The sequence below is a fragment of the Streptomyces blattellae genome (assembly GCF_009709555.1).
GTDB classification, from domain to species: Bacteria; Actinomycetota; Actinomycetes; order Streptomycetales; family Streptomycetaceae; genus Streptomyces; species Streptomyces blattellae.
In genome coordinates this window covers 1-14,616 of sequence record NZ_WJBG01000204.1, presented here as the reverse complement: position 1 = coordinate 14,616, position 14,616 = coordinate 1, and the positions used below count along the sequence as shown (strand labels likewise).

Genomic DNA, 14,616 nt, shown 5'->3' with positions numbered 1-14,616 from the left:
CGCTACCGGAGTACCCTTCCTTGATCGTTGACACGGGTAGTGCTCGGGGGAGCGGAAGGCGGTGCGCGGGTGGGCTCGGGAGGGCTGGAGTTGCCCCCTGGTGACGAGGGTCACGAGGGGAACTCCACAGACGTCCCGCCCGGCACGGTGTCCCTGGCCCGTCCGATGGACACGGGTTCCATTGGACCGGAGCTGGACTGGGGCGCCGACGCCTGGCGCGAGGTACGTACGCGTGCCCAGCGAGCCGGCCGGGCCTACATCTGGCTGAACCTCGTCGAACAGCGGCTGCGCGCGGTCGTGGCCGCTGTTCTGCGTCCCGTCTACGAACCGGTCCACGGCGAGGACTGGGTGGTCGCCGCGGCCGGACCCGCCGGACAGGAGTGGGTGCAGCGCGCGGTCGCCGTACGCGAAGTCAGCCGCCGCAAGGGCTACTTGCTCGACCCCGCCGACGACAATGTGCTGAGCTTCCTCACCCTGCCGCAGCTGCGCGAGCTGATGGTGCAGCACTGGCCGTGCTTCGAGCCCTACTTCGACGAGCGCCGGGACGTCGAACTCGCGCTGGACGAGCTGGAAGTCACCCGGAACGTCGTCTCCCGCAACCGTGCCCTGTCCGAAGCCGTCCTCAACCAGGCCGAGCGGGCCTCCGCCCGCCTCCTTGAGATTCTCGGCACGGCCGGCGACGTACCGTCCGCGCGCCGGCTGCCCGTCGACGCGGTCGAAGACCTCGTCGGCGACCGGTACGCGGACGTGGTCGCCGTGCACCCCGACCGGGTGCGGCTGCTGCGGCAGTTTCCCGCCGAGGACATCTTCGGCGGTGCCCGCCGGGTCGACGCCGTCGGTATCGGCCTCAGCCTGCTCGTGCAGAACTTCTCCGGGCGCCGGCTGGTCCGGCTGGCCGAGTCGGGCTGCCGCGTGCGGCTGCTGTTCCTCAACCCGGCCTCCAGCGCGGTCAAGCGCCGTGAGCGCGAACTCGGCATCAGGCGCGGGGAGTTGAGCCGCGCGGTCGAGATGAACATCCTGCACATGCGGCGAGTGCGGTCGAGGCTTCGCGATCCGGGTGCCTTCGAGATCCAGGTCTACGACGAGACGCCGCGCTTCACGGCCTACCTCGTCGACGGCGACGGCTCGGACGGAATCGCCGTGGTGCAGTCGTATCTGCGGCGGGCGCGGGGGATGGAGACGCCGGTGCTGGTGCTGCGCAACGGCGGCAATGTGGTCAAGCCGGGCGAAGTCGACGAGAGCGGGCTGTTTCCGACGTACCGCGAGGAGTTCGAGCTGGCTTGGGCGGATTCGCGGCCGGTGTCCTGACAAGTCCCCAGGCGGGCATGCCGGGTAAGCGGAATGCGGTCCTCTGATTGTCGGTGGCGCATGGGATGGTGGAGACCACTGGGGGAAAGCACCACCGAGAAGGGGGGCCAGGCATGGGCTGGCACCGAGAGCTGCTGATCGGCTTCGACCTGGAGACGACGGGCACGGACCCGCGCGAGGCGCGGATCGTCACGGGGGCCGTGGTCGAGGTCAGGGCCGGGCAGTCCATAGGGCGCCGGGAGTGGCTGGCAGATCCAGGCGTGGAGATCCCGGCGGACGCGGTGGCCGTGCACGGCATCAGCAATGAGCGCGCCGCCGCCGAGGGCCGGCCGGCCGACCGGGTCGCCGACGCCATCGCGGACGTCCTGGCGGCGTACTGGAAGACGGGTGTCCCGGTCGTCGCCTACAATGCGTCCTTCGACCTGACCCTGCTGGCGGCCGAGCTACGCCGTCATGGTCTGCCGTCGCTGCGTGACCGCCTGGGCGGACTCGACCCCGCCCCGGTCATCGACCCGTACACCATCGACCGGTCCGTCGACCGCTACCGCCGCGGCAAGCGCAACCTCGAAGCGGTCTGCGCCGAGTACGGCGTGGTCCTCGACTCCGCCCATGACGCCACGTCCGACGCCCTCGCCGCGGCGGAACTGGCCTGCGCCATAGCCATCCGCCACCCCAAGCTCGCCTCCCTCGGCCCGGCGGAACTCCACCGCCGCCAGATCGAGTGGTATGCGGAAAGAGCGGCCGACTTCCAGAACTTCCTGCGCCGCAAGGGAGACGCCACCGCCGTGATCGACGGGACGTGGCCGCTCAAGGAGCCGACGGAGGAGGCGACGGAGAAGACGGTGGAGGCGACGGAGAAGACGGTGGAGGAGGCTGCGGCGGGCGAGGCGATCTGAACCCGGCGGGAGCGACGAACCGCGTGGCGGCGCAAGAGGCGGCGGGGCCGGCGGAGTCGGCGGACCGGGTCGGGGCGTGGGTCGGCACACGAGACGCGGCGTGGACCGAGGGAGGTCGGGGTTCTGGTGCGGCGCGGTGTGCCCGTTCCACCGCCTGCCCCCAGTAGGTGCCGACGACCATCAGGGCCGCCCCGAGGCCGGTGAGCGGCGTGAGGTGTTCCCCGCCGAGGGCCACGCCGACCGCGACAGCCCAGACCGGCTCGGTGCCCAGCAGCAGGCTGGCCCGGCTCGCGGAGGTGCGCTGCACGGCCCACGTCTGGACCAGGAAGGCGAACACACTGCAGAACAGGGCGAGATAGACCAGCTGTGCCCAGGCTGCCTGGTCCGTGCGGACCAGGGTCGGCAGGTCGAGGGCGGCGGCCGGCAGGAACAGGGCCGTGCCGACGAGGGTCTGCACGGTCGTCAGCTGCAACGGGCGGATCGGCCGTCCCGCGGTGAGGCGGCCGACGAGCGTGACATGCCCGGCCCGGATCAGTGCGGCGCCGAGCATCAGCAGGTCGCCGAGGCGCGGTGCGTGGAAGCCGTTGCCGGACATCAGCAGCCCGACAGCCAGGAGGCACACGGCGGTCGCGGCGAAGAAGGAGGCGGGCAGCGCGCCGCGGTCGAGGAGCGGGGTGAGGACGATGGTCAGGCTGATGATGAGCCCGGCGTTGGCGGCGCTGGTGTGGGCGACGCCGTACGTCTCCACCACCAGAACCGCGGCCTGGGTCACCCCCAGGGGCACACCGGCCCGCAGTTCGTCACGCGTCCACCGCCGCGACCCGCGCCGCCGGGACGCGACCAGGCCGAGGCAGGTGACAGCTGACAGGGCGTAGCGGGCGAACAGCACGAGCAGGACGGGGAGCGCGGCAGTGGCTGTCTGGGCGGACAAGTAACTGGAGCCCCAGACGAGCGCGACAAGGAGGAGTACCGCATCGAGGCGGCGGACGTCGGACACGCGCCTACGGTGCACCGGGGACGTCCCTGAAGCCCAGTACCAGTCTCTAAAACGATCATTTAGCAGCCCTACATCATGGCTCTACACTGGCGCAATGGACGAACGGCAGCTCAGAATCCTGCGGGAACTCGGCGAACTGGGCAGTGTCACGGCGGTCGCCGAGGCGCTGCTGGTGACCCCGTCGGCGATCTCCCAGCAGCTACGGCTGCTGCAGCGCGCGATCCCGGTGCCGCTCACCGAGCGTCAGGGGCGCCGCCTGGTGCTCACCGACGCCGGACAGGCGCTGGCGGGCGCGGCCGTCGAGGTGGAGACGGCGCTCGCGCGGGCGCGGCACACGGTCGAGGAGTTCGTCGGACGGCCCGACGGGGAGGTGTCGGTGGCGGCGTTCCACAGCGCGGGCGCCGCGTTCTTCCCGTTCCTGCTCCGTGCGCTGACCGGCCCGGGGAAGCCGGTGCCGAGGCTGGCCGACGAGGACGTACCGCAGGAGGACTTCTGCCGACTGACCCGGGACTACGACATCGTCCTCGCCCACCGCCTGGACCACGCCCCGCCATGGCCGGACACGGTGGCCACGACGACGCTGCTGCGCGAACCGCTGGACGTGGCCATGCCCGCCGACCACCCCCTGGCCGCCAAGCGCCGCGTCACCCCACGCGACGTGGCCGACGAGCCGTGGATCACGGTGCACGACGGTTTCCCCGTCCTGGCGGTCATCGAGTCCATAGCCGCGGCGGCCGGCTGTCGCCTCCACCTGGCCCACCGCATCAACGAGTTCGCGGTGGTGGCCGAGGCCGTGGCGGCCGGAGGCGGCATCGCCCTGATGCCACGCTGGACGATGCGCCCACACCCCGAGCTGGCCCTCAGACCCCTCAGCGGCGTCCAGGCAAGACGCCACATCGACGCGCTGCACCGCCCCGAGCGCACGGCAAGGGCGGCCGTCCGCACGGTCCTGGCCGAACTGCGCCGCGCCGCGCGAACCATCCAGGACAGCGACCGCGGCAGCGAGGAGACGCGCTCGGGCCGCTCCGCGAATGCTTCCGCGGAGTAGGCGTCGCCTGCCGGGGACGCCGGCCATGGGCCGTGATCGGTCTCTGCCTGGCGGCCCCTGCCATGTCCGCCCCGCCCTGATCCAAGCGCTGTTCAGCCGGTGTCAGAACGAATACCAGCGCACCGTCCCGTCCCCGTCCCGCAGCGACCTCACCCGTCGCTCGAACTCGGCCAGCGCGTCAGGGTTGCCCGGCGCGTGCTGGGCGACCCATGCGCAACTGGCGGTCTCCCGGGCGCCGCGCAGCACCGAGCACCCGTCCCACTCGCGCACATCCCAGCCGTAGGTGTCGGTGAAGGAGTCGTACGCCGCCGCCGGGAGCCCGTAGCGGTCGCGGGAGAGGGCCATGACCACCAGGTCGTGCTCGCGCAGGTCGGCGGAGAAGGTCTCCAGGTCGACCAGGACCGGCCCGTCCGGCCCGACGTGCACATTGCGGGGCAGCGCGTCGCCATGGATCGGACCGGGCGGCAGCTGCGGGGTGAGCGTGGCGGCGGCTGCCGCGAAGCCGTCGCGGCGCTCACGCAGATAGGCCGCGTCGGCAGGAGAGATCGCGTCGCCCGCGAGCCGCAGCCAGCGTTCCACACCGCCCAGCAGATCGCGGGGCGGCAGTGCGAAGGAGGGGGAGGGCAGGGCGTGGACGACCCGTAGCAGTACGGCCACGTCGCGCGGCTCCGCGGGCCGTACGGGATCGGGCATCCGGTGCCACACGGTCACCGGATGCCCCTCGACCAGGAGTGCCTTCGGCTCGGCGGCGCGTACCGCGGGCACGGCCGCGGCCTCCAGCCAGAGCGCGATGTCCAGTTCCCGCCGGGCCCGGTCCAGGAGTTCGGCGGCGCGGCCCACCTTGACGACCAGGTCACCGGCGGCGAACACGGCGTTCTCGCCCAGAGCGAGCAACCGCGCGTCCCGCGCCGGTCCGGGCAGCACGCCTGCCGCGGCCAGTACGTCCCGCGCCCTTGCCTCGTCCATCGTCCGCCTCCGTGTGCTCCCTGTGCGTGCGCGTACGGCGCCGGGTCCCGCCGTCCGGCGCCCAGTGTCGCATTCCCACAGGTGGGAGCGTGTGCGCGGGGCTGACACGGCACAGCGCCCGCAGGCCAGGACGAGGCCCGATCAAGCCGGAAGGGCTGCTGTCGCCGGACGGCTGAAGGGCATCTGGGCCGAGCTGGCCCAGGAGGGCGGCGGGCGGCGGACCTCGTCGAGGCGGAGCCGCCCCGGAAGCGAGCAGGACAGGGCCCGTTGGCTCCCCGGCAGCCAACGGGCCCTGGCTCGGGGTGAGGTCAGACCCGCACCGGCTCACCCTCGTCGTCCCGCGACCGCGTCCCCCGCGTCACGGCCTCGGGGGCCTCGTCGTGCGTGAGGTCCGGCATCCGGTTCAGCCACTTCGGCAGATACCAGTTGCGCTCGCCCAGCAGCGCCATCACCGCCGGCAGCAGCACGCCCCGGATGATCGTCGCGTCGATGAGCACCGCGGCCGCGAGGCCGACGCCCATCTGCTTCATGGACTGCATCGACAGCGTCCCGAAGATCGCGAACACGGCGACCATGATGACCGCGGCGCTGGTGACCACACCGGCCGTGGTGACCACCCCGTGCGTGATCGCGTCCTTCGTCGTCCGGCCGCGCAGCCGCGCCTCGCGGATCCGCGACACCACGAACACGTGGTAGTCCATCGACAGGCCGAACAGGATCACGAACAGGAACAGCGGCAGCCAGGTGACGATCGCGCCGACGCCCTCCGCGCCCACCAGGGACGCACCCCAGCCGTGCTGGAAGACGGCGACCAGGATGCCGTACGCCGCACCCACCGACAGCAGGTTCAGCACGATCGACGTGATCGCGATGGTCAGCGAGCGGAAGCACAGCAGCATCAGCAGGAAGGCGAAGACCACGACGAAGGCGAAGACCGGGATGACCGCCCCGGCCAGCTGGTCGTTGAAGTCCTTCGAGCCCGCGACCTGTCCGGTGATCGGCGCCTCCACGCCGTCGACCTCGCCGAGCGTGGCCGGCCGTACCTCGTCGCGCAGCTTGTCCAGGCTCGCCCCCGCCTTGTCCAGGTCGGAGCCGCCGACCAGCGGGACGTAGACGAAGGCGACGTTCTGCGCGTCGTGCAGCTCGATGTCGACCGGGCCGCGCGAGACACCCGAACTGATCGCCTGCGCACGGAAGTCCGCGAGCGCGGCCCGCACCTCGGGGGCGTTGATGTCGTCGGCCTTGACGACCACCTCGGCCGGCTCGGAGCCGCCGGGAAAGGCGTCGTTGACGCGGTTGTACGTCTGCACGATCGGCAGCGAGTCGCCGAACTCCTGGTCCAGCGTGAGGTTCTGCGTCTTCATGCCCACCGCCGGAGCCGCGATCGCCAGCAGCGCTCCGGCCGCCACGACGACGGAGACGAGGGGCCTGGCGAGCACGCCCTTGAGGACGGCGGTCCAGAACCGGCTCTCGGAGCCGCCGCCCCGCTTGCGACGGCGCAGGAACGGAATCCGCCCCTTCTCCACCCGCCCGCCGAGCAGCGACAGCAGCGCGGGCAGGACGGTCACGGAGCCGACCATGGCGACGGCCACGACCATCAGCGACGCCAGGCCCATCGCCTCGAACTCGGCGAGCCCGGTGAACAGCATGCCCGCCATCGCCACACACACCGTGACACCCGAGACGATGATCGCGCGCCCGCTGGTGGCGGCGGCCACCCGCAGCGCGGTCTGCGGGTCCCGGCCCGCCTCCCGCTCCTCGCGCTCACGGCGCAGATAGAACAGGCAGTAGTCGACGCCGACGGCCAGACCGACCAGCAGCATCACGGAGTTGGCGGTCTCACTCATCGGCATCACATGGCTGACGATGCCCATCAGGCCCATCGTCGCCATGATCGCGGTGATCGCCAACAGCACCGGCAGCAGCGCCGCCACCAGCGCGCCGAAGGCGATCAGCAGAATGCCGAGGGCCACCGGCACCGCGGAGAACTCGGCCCGCTGGAAGTCGTCCCCGAAGGCGTCGTCGAACGTCTTGTTCATGCTGGCGCTGCCGATCTCCTCGATCCGCAGCGACTCATGGTTCTTCTGCACGTCCTCGACGGCCTTGAGCACCGGCTCGACCCGCTCGCCCGCGGTCTCCGCGTCCCCGCGCATGTCGAACTGCACCAGCGCGCTGCGGCCGTCCGACGAGATCGTGTCGGCCTCGTACGGCGATGTCACGTCCGTGACCTCACCGGTCGCCCCGACCGCCTCGACCACGGAGTCGACCGCGGCCCGGAAGCCGGCGTCCGTGGCCGTGACGCTGCCGTCCTTCGCCTGGATCAGGACGGTCTCACCGGCCGGCTCGTCGATCCCGGCGTCCTCGATGATGGCGGCGGCGGTGTGCGTCTCGCCCCCCAGCTGGTCGCTGTCCTTGACGTCGACCCGGCCGGCCGCCGACCCGAGCCCCATCGCCAGGACGACGAACAGCACCCAAATACCGACGGCAGCCCATCGATGCCGGGCGCTCCAGCCGCCGGCCCGCGCGGCGATGCCCCGCACCCGTATATCTCCGTTCCCCATGACGGGCTTGCCCCCTCGTCAGCGGTGCCGGCCCCCTGCCGCCACCTTTCGTTTCGAAGGTATGGGCCGGATAAAGGCATCTCGTCGTGCTGCCCGGTGAGGTGCCCCGGCCGCGCCTCATCCCCTTGGACCCCGGTGTCTCACCACTGGGGAGGACCGTGGGCCCTTACATCTATCGGTGCTCCTCGGGGGCGGGCCCCCGGCGACGGCCGCATAAGCTGGGCGGATGACGACGTATGCGGCGCTGCTGCGCGGAATCAACGTGGGTGGCAGCAAGAAGCTCCCGATGGCCGAGTTGCGCACGCTGCTGGAAGGCCTCGGCCACGACGGCGTACGCACGTATCTGCAGAGCGGCCAGGCCGTTTTCTCCTGCGGCCACGGCGACGCGGAATCCCTCGCCGCGGAGCTGACCCGGGCGATCGAGAAGCACTTCGGTTTCGGCGTCGACGTGATCGTCCGCGACCACGCCTATCTGAAGGCGGTCGCCGAGGCCTGTCCGTTCCCGGCCGCCGGCCTTGAGGCCAGACAACTGCACGTCACCTACTTCTCCGCGCCCGTCGCCGCGGAGCGCTTCGCCGAGATCGACCCGGCCGCGTACCTCCCCGAGGAGTTCCGGCTCGGCGACCGCGCGCTGTACCTGTACGCACCGAACGGCCTGGGCCGCTCCAAGCTCGCCGACCACCTCGCCAAGCCCCGCCTGAACAAGGGCGTGATCGCCACCAGCCGCAACTGGAACACCGTGGTCAAACTGGTCGAGATGACCGGTGCCTGAGCACAATCCGGCCGTGGCCGCCGCGATCGAGGGCGAACTGCGGCTGCTCACCCCGCAGGTCCGCCGCTCGCCCGACCTGCTCGGGGCGCTGCTGCACCCCGACTTCCAGGAGTTCGGCGTCTCCGGACGACACTGGGACCGTGCCTCGATCATCGCCGCGCTGACCGCGACCACCGAGTCCGGGGCCCGTCCGATCGTCGCCTCTCGCATGAAGGGCGTCCGCCTCGCGCCGGACCTCGTCCATCTCACCTTCGACACCGACAACAACGGCCGCCGCGCACACCGCAGTTCCCTGTGGCGGCTCACCGATCAGGGCTGGCTGCTCTACTTCCACCAGGGAACGCTGTTCAACGCCGAAGAAGGCTGACCTTCCGTACGCCGTTGTAGGTGGTGTACGAGGTGATCTCGTCCGGTACCGTCAGCGGCCCAGTCGCGTACAGGCGGCGCAGTTCGGCCTCGGAGCGGGCCGCGGCCACCGCGTCGGTCAGTGCGAGGTCCTCGGCGGTGAGCAGCGCGTCGTTCTCGATCTCGGGTCCCCAGCTGTCCCAGGGCAGGAGTTCCACGCCGTTCAGCGCGGCCAGATCGCGGCGGACGTTGGCCCGTACGAACCACAGACCCGTGTACGACAGGCCCTCGATCCCGTTGAGGTCGATCAAGCCGAACGCTTGCGGGTCGGCCCGCCCCTCGCGGCACGCCCGCCAGGCGTCCGCGGCCACCAGGAACTGGTCGCGGGGGACGTCGACCGGGTCGAAGGGCACATCGTGCTCGTGGTGGACCTGCGGGTCGGCGAGCCGCCGACTCCCGTCGGGGAGGCGGTACTCGGTGACCCAGTGGTCGCTGTGGAATCCCTCGTCGAAGTAGGCCGCGAAGCCGCACCGGATGCGCGCCGCCGTCCCCGTCGCCCGCAGCAGCGAGCAGTGCAGCAGCGCGAAGTCCCGGCACGTGCCCACGAAGCGCCGCTGCGGCGCGCGAGGCTCGGTCAGCGGTGTGTCCCCGCGCTCACGCAGGATCCGCAGGAGTTCCGTGACGTACCGCGCCTCGGCGTCGTCGTGCAGCCGCTGTTCGGGGACGACGTATCCGAACAGCTCTCCCTCGCCCCGATGGATGATCAGATCCCGTACCACGCGGGCGAGTTCACCGGGATCGCGGGGCAGCCCGCTCGTGTCGAGGTCACCCGGGTCGCTGTACGCCGTCTGCTTCAGGTAGGTGTCCATGCCCGGACACTTGGCCCTGCCCGAGGGGCAAAGTCAACCCCGTGGGATCCGTCAGGCGCCGACCGCGGCCAGCATCGGCGTGCGCGCCGCGTCGTACCGCTCCAGCAGCACCCGCGCCACCTCCGGTGCCGGACCCAGCACATCGGCCAGTACGTCCGCCCCGGCCGCGCCGCGCGCGATACGGTCCGGCAGGAAGCCGGGGGCCAGGACGTACGGGGCCACGGCGACCTTCGAGCAGCCCAGGGACCTCAGCTCCCGTACCGCGTCCTCGGTGCGGGGCAGAGCGGCGGAGGCGAACGCAGGCCGCACGGCGCACCAACCGGTGTGCCGCCACTCCCGCGCGATTTCTGCGATCACTGCGATCGCCTCCGGGTCGGTGGACCCCGCCGAAGCCAGCACGACCCCGGTCGAGGACTTGTCGGCGGGCGTCAGTCCCGCCTCGTACAACCGCCGTTCGAGCGCGGACAGCAGCAGCGGGGAGGGGCCGAGCACCTCCGTCTGCCGGATCCGCAGCCGCGGCGGGGCGTCCCCGAGGACCGCCGGGATGTCGGCCTTCGCGTGGAAGGCGCGCGTCAGCAGCAGCGGCAGGGCGACCACGTCCCGGACACCCTCCGCGGCCAGGGACTCCAGCACGCCCGGTACGGACGGGATGTTGAAGTCCAGGAAGCCCGTCTCCACCCGCACGTCCGGACGCAGCGAGCGCACCCGGCGTACGAGGGCGTGCACCGTCGCGGCGTGCCGCGGGTCGCGGCTGCCGTGGGCGATCACCACCAGGACGGGGCTGAACCGGTTGCGCATGAGTGCCTCAGCTCCTCGCCAGCAGACCGCGGCTGCGCAGCACCCGCCGCTCCAACGGGCTGAAGATCAGCAGGTCGATGGCGATACCGACGACGAGGATGAGCAGGATCGCGAAGAACACCATGGACATGGAGCTGTTGTTGCGGCCGTTCTCCAGCAACTGGCCCAGGCCCACGCCCAGGTCGGGAGAGGAAGCGATGATCTCCGCCGCCATCAGCGAGCGCCAGGAGAAGGCCCAGCCCTGCTTCAGTCCCGCCAGGTAGCCGGGCAGCGCGGCCGGCATGAGGATGTGCCAGGTGCCCTTCAGCCCCGTCGCGCCCAGCGTGCGGCCCGCTCGCAGGAACAGCGGCGGCACCTGGTCGACGCCGGACACCAGGCCGTTGGCGATCGACGGGACCGCGCCGAGCAGGATCACCGTGTACATCATCTGGTTGTTCAGGCCCAGCCAGATCACGGCCGGGGGCACCCAGGCCACCGACGGCAGGGACTGCAGGCCGGACAGGATCGGGCCGATCGCCGCGCGCACGAACTTCACCCGGGCCACCAGCAGGCCCAGCGGCGTACCGATCGCCAGCGCCATCAGGAAGCCCAGCAGACCGCGCGAGACGGACGTCCAGATGTATTCGTGCAGGGTGCCCTGCAGCCACGACTCGCGCAGCTCGCCCCACACGTCGGTCGGCGTGGGCAGCTTGGTCGGGTCGTCGGCGATCCCGGACGACACCAGGAACTGCCAGGCCGCCAGCACGAGGGCGACGGCGACGACCGGCGGCAGGACCTTCTCGGTCAGCGTCTTCCTCAGCGGCGTACGGCTGGTCTGGACCGTCTCCAGGGCGTCCAGGCCGGCTTCGAGCCCGGCGAGGTCGTTGCCGTCCCTGCCGTCCCTGCCGTCCTTGGCGTCCTTGCCGTCCTTGGCGTCCTTGGCGTTCGTCTCAGTGCTGGCCATGGCGGCGGATCTCCCCACGCAGTTCTTCGGTGATCTCCCGGGACAGTTCCGCCACGGCCGCGTCCTCGATGCGGCGCGGCTGCGGGATGCCGACCGTCCACTCGCGCGCGATGCGTCCCGGGCGGGAGGACAGCAGCACCACGCGCTGGGCGAGTCGTACCGCCTCGCGCACGTTGTGGGTGACGAAGAGGACCGACAGCTGTGTCTCGCTCCAGATCCGGGTCAGCTCGTCGTGCAGAACGTCCCGGGTGATGGCGTCCAGCGCGGCGAACGGCTCGTCCATCAGCAGGAGTTTGCTCTCCTGGGCGAGCGCCCGGGCCATGGCGACGCGCTGGCGCATACCGCCCGACAGCTCGTGCACGCGCTTGCCGTACGCCCCCTTCAGCCGGACGAGTTCGAGGAGTTCCTCGGCCCGGCCGCGCCGCTCGGACTTGGCGACCCCCCTGAGCTTCAGGGCGAGTTCGATGTTCTTGCCCGCGGTCAGCCACGGGAAGAGGGCATGCTCCTGGAACATCAGGGCCGGGCGTCCGTCGCTGGTGATGCTCCCCGCGCTGGGCTTGTCCAGCCCGGCGACCAGGTTGAGCAGCGTCGACTTGCCGCAGCCGGACGCCCCGAGGAGGGTGACGAACTCGCCGGGCGCGACATCGAGCGTGATGTCGTCGAGGACGAGCTGCTGCCCGGCGGGGCCGGCGAAGGACTTCGAGACGTGGTCGATGCGCGCGGCGTGCTCGACGGACGCATCCGTGTCCGCGGCCTTGGCGAGGGCGGTTGCCATGGTCGTCACCTCCTGGGAACTCATCGGAATCGGTGCCTTACCTCGTGCCGAGGCCGGCGTCGTCGACCTCGGGTTCGCCCTCGGCCTTGAGGACCTTGTTCAGTGGCGCCAGGTCGTAGATGCCGGTCAGGTCCGGCTGTTCCAGCAGCCCCGCCTTGACCGCGTGCTGCGCCTGGGTGTCGAGCGTGGCCGCCAGTGGATCGTCGGTGAACCGGATGGACGGCCACGCCGGATCGATGACCTCGGCCGGCAGTGGCTTGCCGGTGTCGGCTGTCAACTGCGCGTTGGCCGCGGCCTTCGCCTTGTCAGGGTTGTCGTTGATCCACTTGTTGGACTCCACCGAGGCGCGCAGCACGGCCTCGACAGCCTTCGGGTGCTCCTTCAGGAAGCTCTGCGACACGATGACGTTCGTGATCACGAACTCCTTGTCCGGCCACAGGTCCGCCTCGTCCAGCAGTACCTTCGCGCCCTCGGCCACCAGCTTGGACGCGGTCGGCTCCGGCACCCACGCCCCGTCGACGGAACCCGACCGGTAGAGATCCGGAGTGACCTTGTTGTCCGAGCGGACCACCGAGACGTCACCCGCGCCGCTCTGCGCGTCGACCTGCCAGCCCTGCTCGGCGATCCAGTTGAGGAACGCCACGTCCTGGGTGTTGCCGAGCTGCGGGGTGGCGATCTTCTTGCCCTTGACGTCCTTCAGGGACTTGATCTTCTCCGGGTTCACGACGAGCTTCACCCCGCCGGAGGCCGCACCGGAGACGATGCGCAGGTTGTTGCCGTTCGCCTTCACATAGCCGTTGACGGCGGGGGAGGGGCCGATCCAGCCGATGTCGATGGAGCCCGAGTTCAGCGCCTCGATCGCGGACGGACCGGCGCTGAACGTGGCGTACTCGGCCGTCGTGCCGCCCAGCTCCTCCTGGAACAGCCCCTCGTGCCGGCCGACCAGCGCGGTGGCGTGGGTGAGGTTCCCGAAGTAGCCGATCTTCACGGAGTCGAGCCCGTCGACCTTGGCCGCCCCGGCGACGGCATGCTCGGTGTTCTCCTGGGCCTGGGAGCCGTAGCCGCAGGCCGTGAGAGCCAGCAGCGGCAGCGCGGCCGTCACCGCGAGGAGATGCCGGAGGGCGGGGGCGTCAGGCACGGGAGGTGTTCCTCTCGGAGGCCCGGCAGTCACGCCCTGGTCAGGTCGTGGCCGGGAGGTCGGCGGGTGTGTACGGCTCGTCGCGCATGCGGTGCGCGTACGTCATCGCGCACATCGCGCCACCCCGCCGTGGGGATCGGGGGAGTTCATGGTCAGAAGTCCCACCCGTCGTCCTCGGCTTCGTCGCGGACCGGCTCCGGGGAGGCGAACGACTCGCCGACCATGCCCGCGGTGAGCGTGGTGCCGTCGCTGGGGTCGATCAGGATGAAGGAGCCGGTGCGGCGCGAGTCGGCGTAGGCGTCGACCGGCAGCGGCTCGGCCGTGCGGATCTTCACCCGGCCGATGTCGTTGGCGACGAGTTGTCCCGGGTGCGGGTGCAGGGACAGGTCGTCGAGGGTGAGCCGGGACGGGATGTCCTTGACGATCGCCTTGACGGTACGGGTGCCGTGCTTGAGCAGCACGCGGTGGCCGACGGTCAGCGGGGCGTCCGCGACGTGGCAGACGGTCGCCTCGATGTCCTGCGTGGTGGGCGGTGCGTCCTTGCTGGGCACGATCAGGTCGCCGCGCGAGATGTCGATGTCGTCCTGGAGCAGGAGCGTCACCGACTGGGTGGTCCAGGCGACGTCGACGGGCCTGCCGAGCAGGTCGATTCCGCTGATCTTCGTCGAGCGGCCGGACGGCAGGACGGTGACCTGCTCGCCGACGTGGAACGAACCGGCCGCGATCTGGCCCGCGTAACCCCGGTAGTCCGGGTGCTCGGCGGTCTGCGGCCGGATCACGTACTGCACGGGCAGCCGGGCGTGGCAGTGGCTCAGGTCGTGCGTGACGGGCACCGTCTCCAGATGCTCCAGGACCGTCGGGCCGCCGTACCAGTCCATGACGGCGGACGGCTCCACCACGTTGTCGCCCGCGAGCGCCGAGATGGGGATCGCGGTGACCTCGGGGACGCCCAGCTCGGTCGCGTACGCCGTGAACTCCTCGGCGATCGCGGCGAACACGGCTTCCCGGTAGTCGACGAGGTCCATCTTGTTGACGGCGAGGACCACGTGCGGGACGCGCAGCAGAGCGGCGATCGCGGCGTGCCGCCGGGTCTGCTCGACGACGCCGTTGCGCGCGTCGACGAGGATCACCGTCAGCTCGGCGGTGGAGGCGCCGGTGACCATGTTGCGGGTGTACTGCACATGGCCGGGGGTGTCGGCG

14 protein-coding genes are annotated in these 14,616 nt (G+C 71.2%); 5 read left to right on the top strand and 9 right to left on the bottom strand.

Annotated elements, in window-relative coordinates:
- Positions 1–39 precede the first annotated feature (39 nt).
- Both GFH49_RS27600 and GFH49_RS27595 read left to right on the top strand, forming a co-directional pair.
- Entirely contained in the window at positions 40–1,308 is a 1,269-nt protein-coding gene (locus GFH49_RS27600) for a DUF5919 domain-containing protein (protein WP_196218145.1), read from the top strand.
- 113 nt (positions 1,309–1,421) lie between these two features.
- Positions 1,422–2,204: a 3'-5' exonuclease gene (locus GFH49_RS27595; protein WP_155058770.1), complete on the top strand. Its 783-nt coding sequence runs from the start codon at positions 1,422–1,424 to the stop codon at positions 2,202–2,204.
- Here GFH49_RS27595 and GFH49_RS27590 read toward each other — a convergent pair.
- On the bottom strand, positions 2,116–3,201 hold the full coding sequence (locus tag GFH49_RS27590; protein ID WP_155058769.1) for a DMT family transporter: 1,086 nt from the start codon (positions 3,199–3,201) through the stop codon (positions 2,116–2,118). The two genes, GFH49_RS27595 and GFH49_RS27590, sit on opposite strands and share 89 nt — an antisense overlap.
- A 94-nt stretch (positions 3,202–3,295) precedes the next feature.
- On the opposite strand from GFH49_RS27590, the gene GFH49_RS27585 reads away from it, so the two are divergent.
- On the top strand, positions 3,296–4,249 hold the full coding sequence (locus tag GFH49_RS27585; RefSeq protein ID WP_155058768.1) for a LysR family transcriptional regulator: 954 nt from the start codon (positions 3,296–3,298) through the stop codon (positions 4,247–4,249).
- Between the two features lie 102 nt (positions 4,250–4,351).
- Here the strand turns inward: GFH49_RS27585 and GFH49_RS27580 are convergent, their stop codons facing one another.
- Positions 4,352–5,215 carry a phosphotransferase gene (locus tag GFH49_RS27580; RefSeq protein WP_155058767.1) on the bottom strand — a complete coding sequence of 288 codons (864 nt, stop codon included), beginning with the start codon at positions 5,213–5,215 and terminating at the stop codon, positions 4,352–4,354.
- A 308-nt stretch (positions 5,216–5,523) separates the two neighbouring features.
- The gene (locus GFH49_RS27575) at positions 5,524–7,776 is read right to left on the bottom strand and encodes an MMPL family transporter (protein ID WP_155058766.1); all 2,253 of its coding nucleotides are present in this window, start codon (positions 7,774–7,776) and stop codon (positions 5,524–5,526) included.
- A 226-nt stretch (positions 7,777–8,002) separates the two neighbouring features.
- On the opposite strand from GFH49_RS27575, the gene GFH49_RS27570 reads away from it, so the two are divergent.
- Both GFH49_RS27570 and GFH49_RS27565 read left to right on the top strand, forming a co-directional pair.
- Complete coding sequence (locus GFH49_RS27570; RefSeq protein WP_155058765.1) at positions 8,003–8,548, top strand: DUF1697 domain-containing protein; 546 nt, start codon at positions 8,003–8,005, stop codon at positions 8,546–8,548.
- Between the two features lie 13 nt (positions 8,549–8,561).
- On the top strand, positions 8,562–8,915 hold the full coding sequence (locus GFH49_RS27565) for a nuclear transport factor 2 family protein (protein ID WP_408055960.1): 354 nt from the start codon (positions 8,562–8,564) through the stop codon (positions 8,913–8,915).
- On the opposite strand, the gene GFH49_RS27560 is transcribed toward GFH49_RS27565, so the two are convergent.
- The 6 genes from GFH49_RS27560 to cysN all read right to left on the bottom strand — a co-directional run.
- The gene (locus tag GFH49_RS27560; RefSeq protein WP_155058763.1) at positions 8,896–9,762 is read right to left on the bottom strand and encodes a transglutaminase domain-containing protein; all 867 of its coding nucleotides are present in this window, start codon (positions 9,760–9,762) and stop codon (positions 8,896–8,898) included. The two genes, GFH49_RS27565 and GFH49_RS27560, sit on opposite strands and share 20 nt — an antisense overlap.
- 51 nt (positions 9,763–9,813) lie before the next feature.
- A complete protein-coding gene (locus GFH49_RS27555) occupies positions 9,814–10,560 on the bottom strand; it encodes a sirohydrochlorin chelatase (RefSeq protein WP_155058762.1) in 747 nt (248 codons plus the stop codon).
- 7 nt (positions 10,561–10,567) lie between these two features.
- Positions 10,568–11,503: an ABC transporter permease gene (locus GFH49_RS27550; RefSeq protein ID WP_230396525.1), complete on the bottom strand. Its 936-nt coding sequence runs from the start codon at positions 11,501–11,503 to the stop codon at positions 10,568–10,570.
- Positions 11,490–12,278: an ABC transporter ATP-binding protein gene (locus GFH49_RS27545; protein ID WP_155058761.1), complete on the bottom strand. Its 789-nt coding sequence runs from the start codon at positions 12,276–12,278 to the stop codon at positions 11,490–11,492. The genes GFH49_RS27550 and GFH49_RS27545 overlap by 14 nt, the downstream gene beginning before the upstream one ends.
- A gap of 37 nt (positions 12,279–12,315) precedes the next feature.
- Positions 12,316–13,416, bottom strand: coding sequence for an aliphatic sulfonate ABC transporter substrate-binding protein (locus GFH49_RS27540; RefSeq protein ID WP_155058760.1), 1,101 nt, complete (start codon positions 13,414–13,416; stop codon positions 12,316–12,318).
- 152 nt (positions 13,417–13,568) lie between these two features.
- The coding region (gene cysN / locus GFH49_RS27535) for a sulfate adenylyltransferase subunit CysN (protein ID WP_155058759.1) at positions 13,569–14,616 on the bottom strand (1,048 nt) is incomplete at its 5' end.